At 50.5% G+C, this 14,421-nt stretch carries 17 protein-coding genes and 1 pseudogene; 17 read left to right on the top strand and 1 reads right to left on the bottom strand.

The annotated features are described in order from the left end of the window. The first annotated feature begins 8 nt into the window (after nucleotides 1-8). From C1N58_RS12400 to C1N58_RS12335, 14 genes are all read left to right on the top strand, one after another. The gene (locus C1N58_RS12400) at nucleotides 9-440 is read left to right on the top strand and encodes a hypothetical protein (protein ID WP_394551472.1); all 432 of its coding nucleotides are present in this window, start codon (nucleotides 9-11) and stop codon (nucleotides 438-440) included. Nucleotides 441-443: 3 nt separating this feature from the next. Next, complete coding sequence (locus C1N58_RS12395) at nucleotides 444-830, top strand: hypothetical protein (RefSeq protein WP_394551474.1); 387 nt, start codon at nucleotides 444-446, stop codon at nucleotides 828-830. A 35-nt stretch (nucleotides 831-865) separates the two neighbouring features. After that, on the top strand, nucleotides 866-1,015 hold the full coding sequence (locus C1N58_RS12390) for a hypothetical protein (RefSeq protein WP_394551476.1): 150 nt from the start codon (nucleotides 866-868) through the stop codon (nucleotides 1,013-1,015). Beyond that, the gene (locus C1N58_RS12385) at nucleotides 1,012-1,452 is read left to right on the top strand and encodes an HK97-gp10 family putative phage morphogenesis protein (RefSeq protein WP_394564216.1); all 441 of its coding nucleotides are present in this window, start codon (nucleotides 1,012-1,014) and stop codon (nucleotides 1,450-1,452) included. The genes C1N58_RS12390 and C1N58_RS12385 overlap by 4 nt, the downstream gene beginning before the upstream one ends. A 79-nt stretch (nucleotides 1,453-1,531) precedes the next feature. After that, nucleotides 1,532-1,897 carry a hypothetical protein gene (locus C1N58_RS12380; RefSeq protein WP_394551480.1) on the top strand — a complete coding sequence of 122 codons (366 nt, stop codon included), beginning with the start codon at nucleotides 1,532-1,534 and terminating at the stop codon, nucleotides 1,895-1,897. A 68-nt stretch (nucleotides 1,898-1,965) separates the two neighbouring features. Beyond that, on the top strand, nucleotides 1,966-4,245 hold the full coding sequence (locus C1N58_RS12375; RefSeq protein ID WP_394551482.1) for a hypothetical protein: 2,280 nt from the start codon (nucleotides 1,966-1,968) through the stop codon (nucleotides 4,243-4,245). An 11-nt stretch (nucleotides 4,246-4,256) separates the two neighbouring features. Continuing rightward, on the top strand, nucleotides 4,257-5,276 hold the full coding sequence (locus C1N58_RS12370) for a hypothetical protein (protein WP_394551484.1): 1,020 nt from the start codon (nucleotides 4,257-4,259) through the stop codon (nucleotides 5,274-5,276). 1 nt (nucleotide 5,277) lies between these two features. Continuing rightward, complete coding sequence (locus tag C1N58_RS12365) at nucleotides 5,278-6,396, top strand: phage late control D family protein (RefSeq protein ID WP_394551487.1); 1,119 nt, start codon at nucleotides 5,278-5,280, stop codon at nucleotides 6,394-6,396. Then, on the top strand, nucleotides 6,393-6,989 hold the full coding sequence (locus tag C1N58_RS12360; protein ID WP_394551489.1) for a phage baseplate assembly protein V: 597 nt from the start codon (nucleotides 6,393-6,395) through the stop codon (nucleotides 6,987-6,989). Before C1N58_RS12365 ends, C1N58_RS12360 begins: the two co-directional genes overlap by 4 nt. Before the next feature lie 9 nt (nucleotides 6,990-6,998). After that, nucleotides 6,999-7,364, top strand: a complete 366-nt coding sequence (locus tag C1N58_RS12355; RefSeq protein ID WP_394551491.1) for a phage tail protein — start codon at nucleotides 6,999-7,001, stop codon at nucleotides 7,362-7,364. 2 nt (nucleotides 7,365-7,366) lie between these two features. Continuing rightward, nucleotides 7,367-8,491, top strand: a complete 1,125-nt coding sequence (locus tag C1N58_RS12350; RefSeq protein ID WP_394551493.1) for a baseplate J/gp47 family protein — start codon at nucleotides 7,367-7,369, stop codon at nucleotides 8,489-8,491. Nucleotides 8,492-8,500: 9 nt separating this feature from the next. Beyond that, nucleotides 8,501-9,175, top strand: coding sequence for a hypothetical protein (locus tag C1N58_RS12345; RefSeq protein WP_394551495.1), 675 nt, complete (start codon nucleotides 8,501-8,503; stop codon nucleotides 9,173-9,175). 52 nt (nucleotides 9,176-9,227) lie between these two features. Next, entirely contained in the window at nucleotides 9,228-10,979 is a 1,752-nt protein-coding gene (locus C1N58_RS12340) for a phage tail protein (protein WP_394551497.1), read from the top strand. A gap of 18 nt (nucleotides 10,980-10,997) precedes the next feature. Beyond that, nucleotides 10,998-11,414: a hypothetical protein gene (locus tag C1N58_RS12335; protein WP_394551499.1), complete on the top strand. Its 417-nt coding sequence runs from the start codon at nucleotides 10,998-11,000 to the stop codon at nucleotides 11,412-11,414. Nucleotides 11,415-11,601: 187 nt separating this feature from the next. Here the strand turns inward: C1N58_RS12335 and C1N58_RS12330 are convergent, their stop codons facing one another. After that, nucleotides 11,602-12,594, bottom strand: coding sequence for a hypothetical protein (locus C1N58_RS12330; RefSeq protein ID WP_394551501.1), 993 nt, complete (start codon nucleotides 12,592-12,594; stop codon nucleotides 11,602-11,604). Nucleotides 12,595-12,816: 222 nt separating this feature from the next. Here C1N58_RS12330 and C1N58_RS12325 point away from each other — a divergent pair, with 222 nt between their 5' ends. From C1N58_RS12325 to C1N58_RS12315, 3 genes and pseudogenes are all read left to right on the top strand, one after another. After that, on the top strand, nucleotides 12,817-13,056 hold the full coding sequence (locus C1N58_RS12325) for a DNA polymerase V (RefSeq protein ID WP_394551503.1): 240 nt from the start codon (nucleotides 12,817-12,819) through the stop codon (nucleotides 13,054-13,056). Between the two features lies 1 nt (nucleotide 13,057). Next, complete coding sequence (locus tag C1N58_RS12320; RefSeq protein ID WP_394551505.1) at nucleotides 13,058-13,381, top strand: S24/S26 family peptidase; 324 nt, start codon at nucleotides 13,058-13,060, stop codon at nucleotides 13,379-13,381. 335 nt (nucleotides 13,382-13,716) lie between these two features. Then, nucleotides 13,717-13,839 (top strand): annotated as a pseudogene (locus tag C1N58_RS12315) (Arm DNA-binding domain-containing protein); the annotation flags it as partial. Between the last annotated feature and the right edge of the window lie 582 nt (nucleotides 13,840-14,421).

Here is a 14,421-nt window from a genome sequence, read left to right as displayed (position 1 = left end):
CAAGAACTATGCCTCTTAACGGGTACACAGTCGGTCGCGACGTGCAGGTTGATATCAACACGGCTTATGGCGTCGTAACCATTCCGGTGGTCATCTCTTTTGATGCAAAGCCGAAAGTAAACCAGGTCGATGTGACCAAAATTACCGGCGAAACCGACACGCTCATGATCCCCAAGAACTGGGATGGCACCATTGAGGCCGAGCGGCAGGATGCAACGCTTGATTCGTGGTGGGCTCAGTGGGAATCGGACTATTTCGCTGGCATCAACCGTGCCGCCGGCACCATCACTGAAACCATCACCGAAAGCAGCGGTGCCGTCACTGTCTGGCGCTATACCGGCGTACAGTTCAACTTCACTGACCCCGGAAAGAAACAGGGTGATCAGACCGTTCGCCAGTCCTTCGCATTCACGGCTAAACGCCGCCTACAGGTAGCTTAATACATGGCTAATGTCACAGTAAAAGAGGGTGCCGCAGCGAATGTTGCGGCACAGGAAGAAGCAGCAACTATCCTGAAAGACTCCAAAGGCCGTCGCATTGTTTTGCGCGAACTGGACCCGCTGGAAGAATCACGCATTTTCATTGCTGTAGGCGCTGCCAATGCCGCAAACCACACTTACATGAGCGGCTATGCTTTCCCGGCTGCCATGGTTGAGTCGATTGATGATGTGGATTATTCGGTGCCAACCAATCAGGCGCAGATTGATGGTCGTCTGAAGCACCTCGGGAAAGAGGGGATGGCTGCAATCCGCGAGTACATGATCAAAGCGGTACAGGATGCCGGTTTTGGCGAAACTGACAGTGACGTGGAGCAGGCTGCAAAAAACTGACAGGGAACGCTGATTTTCGCAACAGATGTTATCTGATGAAAAACGGCGTTCCCTTTTCGGTTCTGTTCAAAGGCTTTGATGACCTGATGCAGCATGAAAAGCTTGCAATGCAGGTCACTCTCAGCGAACTGGACAGCGGGCAGAAGTACAACTGGATCACCGGCGAGTATGAGGAGAGGAAATGAAAGACGTATCACTTGATAACCTGGCATCGGCCTTTTCCTCGCTCGCCACATCAATCGGCAATGGACAGAACGGTATCGCGCATGCGCTTGGTGAGGCTATACGTGATCGGGCAAAGGAAAAGATTGGTGAATATCAGCCATCCAGTCACGGTTTCGATGCCTGGGCTCCCCTTGCGCAATCAACTATGGACCAGCGCGTGTCCAAAGGCTTCCCGGCCAACAATCCGCTACTGAGAAGTGGCGAACTGCGCGATTCAATCACCATGCGATCAGATGGTAACGGGGCAATAATCGGCAGCCCGTTGGATATAGCGCTTTATCAGGAGAATGGCACTGAACATATCCCCCCAAGGCCATTTCTTGGGCCTGCTGCAGGTGAGGTGATGGACAGTGCACCAGAGCTGATCGTCAAGGTCATTTCTGCGAGGATGAAATAGTTTTTGCTGCCTGTTTTTTCTACTAAATGCGCCGGGCGAGTGGTAATATTCAGCTAACGTAACCCAACTGGTGCTTGAGATGAAAAAGACAGGATGTTCATTTATTGCCGTCGCCATGATGGCGCTCTCTTTCACTTGCAGTGCAGCATTTCACAAAGGTGAGAAGCTTACCCTCAAAGATGGCGGAATGCTTTGTCGATCACTTGATGGGGCTATAGCAACCCGCGACGTCGCAATCACCAACGAGCAGGGCGGAAATGTGGATATGATTGATGCCACAAGGCATTTTTCCTGCCTGAGTTACTCAATCCGGCCTCTGACCTTTGTTAAATACGACGACTACCTCATTCCGGGCTATCCGGAAAAGGGGAAAGTTTTTGCCTCCGTCATTGAGCCACGTTCTGGCGAGGTATGGCATATATTCACCGGATTCCTCGGTAAATAGCTAAATAATGCGAATCAAACAAGACCCGGCCACTGCGCCGGGTTTTTTATTTCCCACAGGATACGTATATGGACTCTCAGGCTTACCGCGTTGCCGTCCTGCTGACCCTCAACGATCAACTGAGCAAGAACCTTGCGAAGGTTGGTAAGGATGCAAAAGAGCTAGGCGGCAAGTTTGATGCCATCAACAAAAGCATCCAGGCAATCACCAAAAGCTCCGAAGCAGCTTCAAGGGCTCTTGATAAGCTCAATCGCAGCCTGAACAGCCCGGCAACATCTCAGGCGCTTGGCGCTAAAACATACGCAGATTCAATGGAGCGTGCCGCCAAGGCAGCCCAACAAATCGCCAGTACTGCACCTGCCTCAAACGCAATGATTGGCGGACTTGTAGGCATAGCCGCCACATCAAGTATTGCATCCAGAACCAGTGCAACAAACTTACTTCCCGCAGCGAGCGGTGGTGGCAGAATGCTTCCTCCTCCAGGTGGAGCATTATTGCTTACTGGGCCCGGTGGAAGCGCTGGTAGCTGGAAAGGCTGGAAAAATGGCGTGCCACCCGGCGGCTGGGGTCCTGGCGGGGTTGGTGGCGGAGGTCCCGGAAGTGGAGGCCCCGCTGGCAGTGGGGCCCGTGAGCACGGCATGGAGAATCTTGCCATCGCTTACGGCGGCTTCCACTTCATGCAGAGTGCAGTTGAAGCTGGGGCCGAATATCAGACATTACTTGCGCGATTCTCAGCCTATGGCATGGGTGACGCCGCGGTAAAAGAGGCTGATAAGTTTGCTCAGGCTACCAAAGTAATGGGCGCTTCGAAAAACGACATGCTGCGCTTCTTTGTTGAGGCTCAGGGCGTGTTCCGTGAGTCGGGCGAACTTACTACCGAAGATCAGCTAAAAGGTGCGCGTCTTGCAGCGCCAATGATGGCAAAAATGCAGTTTGCGATGGCGTCTATGGACCCTGCAGCAAACCATATGACGCATGCCAAAGAAATGGACATGCTTCGCTTCGTGGAGCAGGCTGGCGGCCTCAACAGTCCGGCCAAATTCAACTCCATCATGAACAATGCCTATAAGGCGGTGCAGTCATCCGGTGGTAACATCGATTTCAGCCAGTTGCGTCAGTTTATGGCGCGCGCTGGTACGTCAGCCTATAACCTCAACGACTCCGCTCTCTATGCCAAGCTTGAGCCTATCATTGGTGAGATGAAAGGGGGCGCTGCGGGTGACGCCTTAATGACGGCGTACAACCGGCTGACTGGCACTATCAAGCTGCCTAATCAGGTTGTTAAGCAGCTTGAGGATATGGGTGTTTGGGACAGGTCCAAGATCATCCACAACAGCATGGGCGGCATTAAGTCCATTGTTGGCGGGCCAGGCTCCCAGTTGACAGACCTCAAGCTTCTCGCAAGTGACCCGGTTGAGTTCTATGAGAAGGTGATCAGGCCTAAATACGCTGCCAAGGGAATGTCTGAAGAGCAGATTCAGCTACAAAATAACGTCATTTTCGGTCGTCAGGGCGGCAAGATGTTCAACCTGATTGAGAAGCAAATGCATGTTATTGAGCTGGCTGCCAAGGCTTTTGAAAAGCAGATGGGCATAGACGATGCCAGCAGGCAGACCGCTGGGACGTATAAAGGCAAGCGCGTTGACTTCGACGCTAAATGGAAGGATTTCCAGCTTGCGCTTGCTCAGGATGGCGGCCTGCTTGACACCTTCACCAAGGGTTTGTCGAGCCTGACCACTTTCCTGCAAAAGCTGACTGAATTCAGCAATGCACACCCTAAATTCACCAGTTCCGCTATGTCGTTGCTCGAAGTTGTAACGGCGCTGGCGGCAATGAAAGGCGGGGCGTGGCTGTTGAAGCATGCATTCAGTGCTTTGATATCACCGGTCACCATTTTGACAGGGAGTCAGGCGGGCAGCATCAGGCTTCTTGGTTCTGCATTAGCAGGGTTGCCGGGTATCATTGCCGCAACTACCTTCGCAGCATTGTATCCAACAAGCACTGTAAGCCAGTCGCAGGAAGACGCCGAGCGGGCAAGGCTTGGAGCGCAAAACTCCAAAGACAACACCGGCGTCGAAATGAAGCCGTGGACACCAACCCAGGCGGACTTTGACCGTAACCACGCCGCCGATGCAACTTACAGGAAAACCGGTGTCTATCCGGAAATCCCAAGTCAGCAAAGACCGGTAATGGTCACCTCAAAAACCTACCTCGACGGCAAGCAGATCGCCGAAACCGTCACCAATCACCAGACCAAGCAGGCCAGCCGGGCACCAACCAGCCCGACCGGTATTGATGCGACGATGGGCCTGCTACACCCAGGCATGGCGAGCGGTGCATTTCGTTAACGGAGAGAGTTATGGCGTTATTTGATTCACTCACATCGCTCTCTTCCACGGTCAGAAATGTGGCGTCAGGATTTAACCTGTCTGCCACGCGGCTGATCCTCGGCGATTTTGAGTTTCTGGATTTCGAGCTTCCTGAACGAATAATCATCCCCGGTCGGCAAAAGACGGTCACGCACCAGATGATTGGCGGTCGCCGTCTGGTTGACGTCCTGGGCGTTGAGTACGACCCGATCACCTGGTCAGGCATTTTCACAGGTGACACCACATCATCCCGCGTTTCCATGCTGGAGCAGATGAGGGACGCAGGTGAAACGCTGACCATGACGCTGTCAGGCTATTCGTTTGACGTGGTGGTCACCGAGTTTAACCCGGTATATGAGTTTGAGTATCGCAGGCCATACAGCATCACGCTGGCGGTGGTGCAGCGTAACGACAGTCCGTTACAGACCGATTCGCTAACCGGTGCATTGAACGCGCTTATCGACAGCGATATCGGGCAGGCACTCAACCTTTCCAGCGTCATCGAAGTTGATGCTGTGACGTCAGCGGTCAGCACGGTACAGACTGCAGTCAGTACGGTTAAGGACTACGCCACGGCAACGGTAGACCAGGTGCAGGCGGTCGTCAGGCCCATCATCGCGGCGCAGCAGATTGTTCAGACGTCGATTTCATCCCTCGAAAACTCGCTGGGCGAAATCACCACGCTGGGCGGCATTATACCCGGCAACCCGATATCGACGACGGTAAACAACCTTCTTACCCAGGCTGATGGCATGACAAGGTTGCCAGCACTCTATAACCTCGGCTCCGTACTTGAGCGCGTTAACAAAAACGTACGCACGGGTCAGACGGCAAATGGCGTCAAAAGTGTCACTTTGTCAGGCGGAAATCTTTATCAGGTGGCTGCTGACAATTACGGCGATGCGCGGTACTGGGAGAGCCTGGCAACCGTCAACAACCTGACGGACCCGCAACTGACCGGCATTAACACCATTGTGGTACCGACAACGCCCTCCACCTCAGTGAGTTAGTATGGACGTAAACAACCCGATTTTAACGCCGGGCTCAAGGTACGTCTCTGGACGCTGCTACCTGAATAAAACGCTGGTCGACTTCAAATCCTTCGAGGTCACCAGTAACGGGTTTCGCGGGGCCAGCACCTTTGACCTGGAACTGGCAGTTTCGGCGCTCCCTCAGTCAATGCAACTGGCATGGTGGGGCACGCAGACCACGATTACCGTTGAACTGTGGGCTGACATCACCACGGCGGCCGGCGTGGATTCGAAGATGCTCATCCGCGGTAATATCGACACATGGGACTTTGACCCGGCGCGCTTCATCATTACCTGCAACGGCAGGGACTTTACTGCCCTGTTTATTGATGCCAAAACAGCCGGCGAAAGCTTCAAAAACTATACCTCAAGCCAGATCGCAACCATTCTCGCCCAGCGGCAGGGGCTGAAAGCAGAAGTGACAGCAACCACTCAGCGATTTGGTGAGTTTTACCAGATTGACTCCGCCCACCTGACCGGCGAACAGACGGAATGGGACCTGCTGACGACACTGGCCGCTTTGGAAGGGTTCAATGTGTGGATTGAGGCTGACACGCTTTATTTTCACCCTGAAGCCGACCAGGGCAAAGCAGATAATTACGTCATCCGCTATATGCCGCCTGGCACGGTCACGCGTTATCCGCAGGCCAATGTGTCAGAAGACCTGCGATTCTCCCGCGCCCTGACCATTTCCAAAGGCGTCACGGTTGAGGTGATGAGCTGGAGCGCCAAAAGGAAGAATAAGCAGTTCATCGCTTACTACCCTAAGACGGCCAAGCGTACCAATCCCGGCGCGTCCACGCCGAAAACGCAGGTTTACCGCATCATCCGCAATGGCTTGTCACCGGAACAGGCTCAGGCCATGGCAGAAAAGGTTTACCGCGATATCGTCCTGCATGAGCTCAAGTTCAGTTGTTCGACATTTGGTGACAACGTTCTGGTGCCGCGCACGCTTGTTCGCATTGAAGGCACTCAGTCGATGTTCGATCAGCTTTACTGGTGTGACTCCATCACCCGGCGCATAAGCTGGGATGAAGGCTACAGCATGCGTATATCAGGCAAAAACCATTCACCTGCACTGGAGATCAGCACGCAATGATGCACATGTTGAATCAGATAGCCATGCGCTCCCAGATGGCTGCAGGTGGCTTCTCTGGCACCCGGCAGGGCGTAATCACCGCTTACGACCCGGTCGAATATGCAATTAAGGTAGCGCTGCAGCCAACCGGTGAAGAAACCGGATGGATACCGCTCGGAACTCCGTGGGCTGGCAATGGATGGGGGCTGGCGGCTGGGCCGATGATTGATGCCGAAGTACAGATTGACTTCGACTCAGGTCAGATTGGCGTTCAGATGGCCGGTAATCAGTTTTACAACAATGTTGACCGCTGCCCGGGCCCACCATCGGGTGAATTCTGGATAGTTCACCAGTCCGGCTCGTTGCTCAAATTTCTCAACACCGGGGAAGTTCTTGTCTCATCAAGCCTAAAACTGACTTACACCGCACCACAGCATCATTTTACTGACGGCGACGTCCTGATTGACCAAAACCTGATCGTGATCGGAAATATCAGCGATCTGAATGGTGCGCACGGTAACGTTCAGGCTATCCGAACCACATACAACGGTCACACCCACCACGAAAACGGTCAGGGCAGCAACACTAACCTGCCAAATCAGCAACTCCCATAAGGCGATAGCATGTACGACCTTTTTCACTATGTCGGCACGGACCTTTCCGTATCGCCGAGCGGTGACCTTTTGTCTGTGACAGGCACAGAGCGCCGCAAGCAAAAGATTTTACGCCGCCTGATAACCAACCCAGGCGAACTGGTCTTTCACCCCGAGTACGGTGCTGGCCTGGGTAAAAAAGTAGGCGAAAACGTCAACATCAACGAGTGGAAGGCGCTTATCCTGGGGCAGATGAAGCTTGAGGACTGCGTAGCCCGATCACCAGAACCAACAGTAGCCCTGAACCTGATTGATAACGGCGTGGATGTCTACGTCAAATACACGGACGCCGTCAGCGGAACGGCAGAGTTTCTCAATTTCGACATTACGAGGTAGCCGTGAATCTCAATATCAAGTCATTTACAACTCTGGTCACTGACCAGGTGACGGCTATCCAGGCTAAATCTGCACTTCTGGTTGACCTGACGATTGGCAGCCTGCTAAGGGCGATTGTGGAGTCAAACAGCGGCGTCATTCTCTGGCTGCAGCAGCTTATAGTGAATCTTCTGGTTATCACGCGGGCGGCTACGTGTTCAGGCAGCGATCTGGACACATGGTTTGCGGATTTTGGCTTTACCCGAGAACCGGCAACCTATGCAATGGGGCCCGTCACCTTTGCAAGATTTACGGCCACCAATGCCGCCTTGATTTCTATTGGCTCTCAAGTCGCAACAAATGACGGAACGCAGACATATAACGTCATTCTTGATACCGGAAACGCGAATTATAGCGCCACCCAGGGTGGTTATGTTGTGTCTGCTGGAGTGGCGTCGGTGATTGTTCCGGTACAGGCCGTTACGGCTGGTGCGGCAGGTAACGCGTCGGCGGGTACTGTGACCACTGTAGTCGGATCCATCCCCGGAATCGATACGGTAAACAATGCCAACGCTTTCGCCAACGGTGCAGATGCTGAGTCTGACGACGCAGCCCGCGCCCGTTTCCGTCTGTGGATTGCCTCACTTTCCAAAGCCACGTTGTCGGCAATTGAATACGCGATCGCTAGTGTTCAGCAGGGCGTTTCATACAAGGTAGTGGAAAACCAGAACTATGCCGGCACAACGCAGTACGGATATTTTTACGCGGTTGTTGATGATGGTAGTGGTGCACCACCCAGCGCATTTTTGTCTTCAGTCTACACGGCGATTGATGCTGTGCGTGGTGCAACGATTACCTTTAACGTTTTTGGCCCCACGGTTGTCACTGCGAATATCGCAATGACAATCACAACCGACCCATCGGTTACGCACAGCGATATTGTTGCCTTGGTGAATACAGCGATTACTAATTACATAGCTACGCTGACGCTGGGGCAGTCTTTGCCTCTGACAAAACTTTCTGCTGTCGCCTATGACGCAAGCACATATGTCACTAACGTGACAAACATAACCATCAACGGATCATCCTCTGACCTTGCTGCAACCGTAAAACAGGTTATTCGCGCTGGCACAGTGGTTGTTAGTTAAGGGGGAATCATGGCTACAGGTGATCAGCCTGATTTTATCAGGCGATTAAAGACGCTTTTGCCTGCTAGGTGGTTCAACGACTCAAACCCAGTTCTCGACGCATTAGTAAGTGGAATGGCGCAAGGCCTTTCCTGGGTTTACTCACTCTATCTCTATGCAGCCTTGCAAAGCCGGATATTAACAGCAACCGGCGGGTGGTTGGACCTTGTTGCCTACGATTTTTTTGGTGACAGAATTAAGCGCGGGGCGGGGCAGTCTGACAGTGATTTTCTTAATCTGATTAAGGTAAATCTTTTCAGGGAGAGGGGGACAAGGAAGGCCATCATTCAGGTTCTTGAAGATCTGACGGGTGCCACTCCGGTCATATTTGAGCCAACCAGGCCACAGGACACCGGGGCATATGGTGGGCCGACTATAGGATATGGCGTAGCGGGCGGATATGGATCAATGCTTATGCCCTATCAGGCATTTGTTACAGCCTACAGGCCTGTCGGGGTGGGTGTTCCATACGTGGCTGGATACAGAAGCACCCCGTCGGGTTACAGCATTGCATCCAGAGGTGAGTACGTTCCAGCAGCCAATCTGGCAAGCCTGACAGACGACCAGATATACGCGGCCATAGCTTCAGTAAAAATGGAAGGCACCGTCATCTGGGTGAGAATTCTTCCATATACAGCGCAGTAATAACCCCTTTCATCAACAAACCCTGAATGCAGGGTTTTTATCGAGAACATCCATGGATCGCCAAATTGTGTATGCGGGTGCAATCCCGCTTGAAACAGACCTGCTCAATACAAACAAATACACCATGATAGGCCTGGCAAAGCTGGCGTCAGCTATCATGGGGTCGTCCACATACGTCAGAGGGCTGTCCTGCACGCCCTCCAGCCCCGCATCCATGATAGTCAATGTATCCGCAGGTGAGATTTACAGCCTGCAGAACGTTGATGGTACCGCATACTCGTCTCTTGCTGCCGATACGACTCACTCTGTCCTGAAGCAGGGTATTGTGATGGACTCGACGGCGTTTACGCTCACAGCTCCCGGCACATCAGGTTACAGCATCAACTACCTTATCCAGGCAACGTATAACGATACTGACAGTGGGGCGACAGTTCTTCCTTACTACAACGCCAGCAACCCGTCCGTAGCGTGGAGTGGGCCAAATAACTCCGGCACAGCGCAGAACACCGTGCGATCAGGTGTATGTATACTGTCTTTAAAAGCGGGCGTGGCTGCCACCACAGGAACGCAGGTCACACCAACGCCAGATACAGGATTTACAGGTCTGTATGTGGTCACTGTAGCGCAGGGCGCAACCACTGTAACAGCCTCCAATATTTCGATTTACGCTAATGCTCCATTTATACCTTCGACCGGTATCGTTGATGGCATTCAGAAAAACACCCTTCGTATCGCAACCGACAGTGGCACAGCAAACACATACGTTCTCAGTGTGAACCCCGGTATTTCAACGTTAACGTATGGAATGGAATTAATCTTCCGCGCCACAAACGCAAATACCGGTGCGGCGACAATCAATCTAAGCGGTCTCGGTGCATTTCCTGTGCTGAACCAGTTTGGCGCGACGCTGACATCCGGAGAGATCGGGGCGGGCAGCCTTTGCCGTGTTATGTGGTCATCAAGTGCGTCATCATGGATGCTGATGGAGTCTACTGGTGGCGTCCCAACCGTGCCTACAGCGGCAGCTAACATTAGCAACACGCAGGCCGCCTCAACCGGCTTTGTTCATTCTGCTGTCACCGGCATAACCGGTGACGCCCGCAATCTGCGCATGGCAATAACCACTGCATCTGCCACTGCAACTCTTACTGCAGATGAAGTCATTGTGGCTACATCTCAGGGCGGTCAGCAGTACCGAGTTTCCGGGGTAAGTGCCACAATTAACGTTGGCACTACGGGTGCCGGTGGAATGGACACGGGCACAGTGCCTACACCTGGGTTTGTGGGAATATATTTGATTTACAATCCCACGACGCAAGCTACAGCGTTGCTGGCAGTTAATGCTACGTCAGCAGCAGCGACAAATGTCTATAGTGGCGCAAACATGCCTGCAGGATATACCGCCAGCGCACTTGTCAGTGTGTGGCGAACATATTCTGGCGTTCTGGCTGTTGGCGATCAGATGGGGCGGGACATTGCTACAGCAGACCTGCAGTTTTTTTCGTCTACCACTCAGGTCCCGACCCTTACAGCGCTGGATATTTCAGGATTTATCCCCAAAAACGCCAAGAAAATGGAAGGGTATGGAATAATCAATGGTACAACTGTGGCGTCAAATAACAGCTTCAGTGTGTCCAGTCGCTCTGTTTCAATCGGAAGCCACGGAGCAGGTGCAAACAACTCAGGTCTCCTTATTTCATTCAGTAATTTGATTATCGCAGAAACTCAAAGGATATATTACTCAATCACATCTTCTTCAACTATTTCAGGGTCTTCCATATACACAACAGGTTATTCATTCTGATAATAATAAGGAATAAAAATGCGGGTGATAGGCGTTATACTGTCTGAACAAGGCAGGCTTGTTACGGTTTTCGGTTTCACGCAGCCCAATGGAAGTTCAATAAGCGGTTATGTTGAGCTAAATATTGGAGATGATGTTAAATACAGCCTAGGCGATTACTATAATCAGGGCGACGGTAAGTTTTATCAGGATTCTTCCTTCAGGTTGATATCAGGAACGCAAACCAACTCTCAGTTATATCAGAATGAACTCTCTGCATTGAGTGTCAGTTATCAGGATGGAGTGGCGTCACTAGCCACTGCTTACAACACTGCCGCACTGACAGATGGTGCCACTCAGGCGTCGAAACAGGCAGCTCTACAGACTCAGTACACAAGTCTTAAGTCTGCTTTCGTCGCCGCTGTGGCTGCGCTTAAAACGAAGTATGGGGTTTGATATGGTTGATAATAATGATTCATCGCGGCAGTCATCTTCACCTCTCCCAAAATACTGCCCCATCTGTGGGGCAGTAATGGAACAAAAGACAGAGACAGTAGATGGAATACCCTTTCAGGTATGGTACTGCTCTGACTGTGGTTTTGAAACGCCAGTAGGCAATTAAAAATATCGCCATGGAAGGCGGTTAATTAAAATACCTTCTCTTGATCGCCCGGTATTTCATTCTGCCAAATTTGAAGAAATATTTAACAGGATGCTTTTTTACTCTTTCTTTCACGAAAGGGTGATAGCGATCAATGACGTCAAGAATCATCAAATCAATCACGTTCACAATCGGTGCATCTCCGGTTCTGACTATTTCATAGGGCCAGTCATCGATGTATTTAACCTTCAGGCTATTAATCCTGCACAGGTGGTAGTAAAGCAAAGTCTCTGGCGTTAATGGTACCTTGTCAGTAACATACCCTTTAAGGCTGGTATAAATATCAGCCATGTGGCTCGCACTTTCCCGCGCGAACACCAGTACCTGATCGTTAAAGCCCACGCCAGTAGGCACCATCGTGCCTTTTTGTACGTTCCGGTAAGCTTGTGCCTGAGAAAGTCCATAATTTCTGTTGCCGGTATGAGGGCAGAATCCTTCTCCTGATGGTATGTAAACCATCCCATCCCTGATTTTCCTCAAGTCCATAGCGGCGTAAAATGTCAGATCTGGCCTGGTTATCACGACGCGGTCATACCTGAAGCCCATTTCATTTTCGTAACCCTGCATCAGCTCTACGACCTTCTGCATGTTATAGAACATACTGAAAAAACGGGCTGGATTAAGGCTGAAAAGCCACTGATTACGGTCAATAAATGAAGATTCGGCATTGAAGTCGTTAAACGTTTTTGTATGAAGCTGATAACGCTTCAGTAAATTACCGTAATAGGATTTTAACTTTTCCTCAATCCCGCCCGATGTTTCGAGTGCGTCATTTTTAGGGTTAATTTTCAGAAAGCCGGTTCCATCCAATATGCCTTTGTGAATGCTCGTAGGGCTGTCTGTTGAGTCCGGACCAAAATAAAAAACATCTGCATTATTTGGTTTCACAACGTTATCAATCAGTGATTTATGGGTTATATCTGCGGTGCGTAAAAAACCGTAGAGCAGAACGGCTGTCCTGAGCTCTTTTTCCATGTAAATCTCCAGTGTAATCAGGTGCTACTAATGGATTCACTATAGCAAAGGCATAGTGCGTAATTAAGATAAATTGATCATAAAAATATAGGTAATATTTCCACTGCTTAACTATCCCCGAAGTTATCAATATATGGTGAGATGATTTCTGTAAATTCACTTGATCGATATCACCGATCGATAATACTGTTTATGCATACAGTATTTATCGGAGCTATCGCTATGCCACGTAACGGCGACATCAAGGTTTCTTTTCATGAGGCTATGCGGCGCAGCGCTAAGTCCGGCGTAACGGTATCCACGTCTGACTTCGTTGCGGAGCTTGCAAAGCGAAACTGGGAGATGAGCCATAAGCAGGCCAACGAGTGGATAGCGCAGAACGTGATGACGTTTCGCGATCAGTCGCCGGAAGAGGGCGAGAACAAGCTCTGGCAGCGTTTCTACCACTACGGGGAGTACTGATATGGGTTTTCCTTCACCGGCGGCAGACTTCGTTGAGAGCCGCATAGATTTGAACAGGCTGATGATTCACCGGCCATCGTCGACCATCCGCATTGAAACGCCGAGAGGGTTCGCGCTGGTAGACAGTTCCATCACTCCGGTTCCGGGTAACAAAGTCGCCTGGCAGGTTGATGGCTATCCGATGATTGGGAAGTACTTCAGAACGGGAATTGTCACCGAAGAGGGAGAGACGATTGACGGTGAGTCACTTGAAGGTGTGGTTATGCTCGGCGTGGTGACGCATGAAATCCTGTCGGTGTATGAGGCTGACTGGATGCCGGTTTGAGTGGGACAGATTTGAGACAAGCAAGGGTTTAAGGCCTTTTTAAACCTTTGCTGTCTTTTCGCATCATGGGACGTGTGAGCGCGGCATAATGCGGTAAGTAACTGTGTTAAATAGGGATTCTAGGAACTTCTAAGCCGTAGGTCACAGGTTCGAATCCTGTAGGGCGCGCCACTTTCTCTTCTGTTTACATCCCTTAAAGTCTACTTTTCCCTTAAAAATCAGAACATAAATCTTTTAACTGGTCCATTTCGGTCCAGGGTCACCTATTGCGTTCTTATCCAATATGGGGGCACGATAGGGGGCATCGACAGGTTCAATGGAAATGATGCCCCCAAATGAAGCTAACAGCCCGCCAAATCGACTCTGCGAAGCCCAGGGAAAAGTCATACAAACTTTCCGATGGTGGAGGTATATATCTTGATATATCTCTAAACGGAGCCAAAAGCTGGAGACTGCAAGCGGTTATGGTCCGAACTTCTTACTGAAAATTCAGACGGACAAGCGCATCTTTGGTATATAACTTTGACATGCATGGAGCAAAATTAACTAAATGATTGGTCTAAAGGCTTGCCATACGTAGAAAAGTAATTTGATTTTCTTTTCCTGTTCCCGTAATTGTTCATAACAATACCTTTCTTTAACCATGGTTAACAGGTCTTAAAGTAACCTGAGTCTATCAAGAAAAAAGGCCTATCGAAACAGATAGCGGGTAAGGAACGTCTGGAATCGAGGTGATAAAAATTGAGTGGTAATGGCTCTCATTTTGCCCTTTGTATCAAGTGATTTAGGACACCTATTACTCCTTGCAAATTATTTATTCAGCATTCTGGTTTATATAAAAAAGATCAATGTCAGATGCTGGAGCATATTTTCAGCATCGAAAATTGGTTATATAGCCAATTTATTCTCACTTTAAAGTTGCTGATATAAAATTTTAATGAGTCTACATCATATTTCGTAAAATAATTGAATTTTATTATTCTGAGTTGACGGTTTGATGACGCATAAAAGCTTCAGGCTAAAATTTTAGGCCCCAAATG

This window comes from Pantoea sp. SGAir0180 (assembly GCF_043546245.1).
Note: the sequence above shows the minus strand (reverse complement) of the source record. Positions and strands in the feature narration are given on the sequence as shown.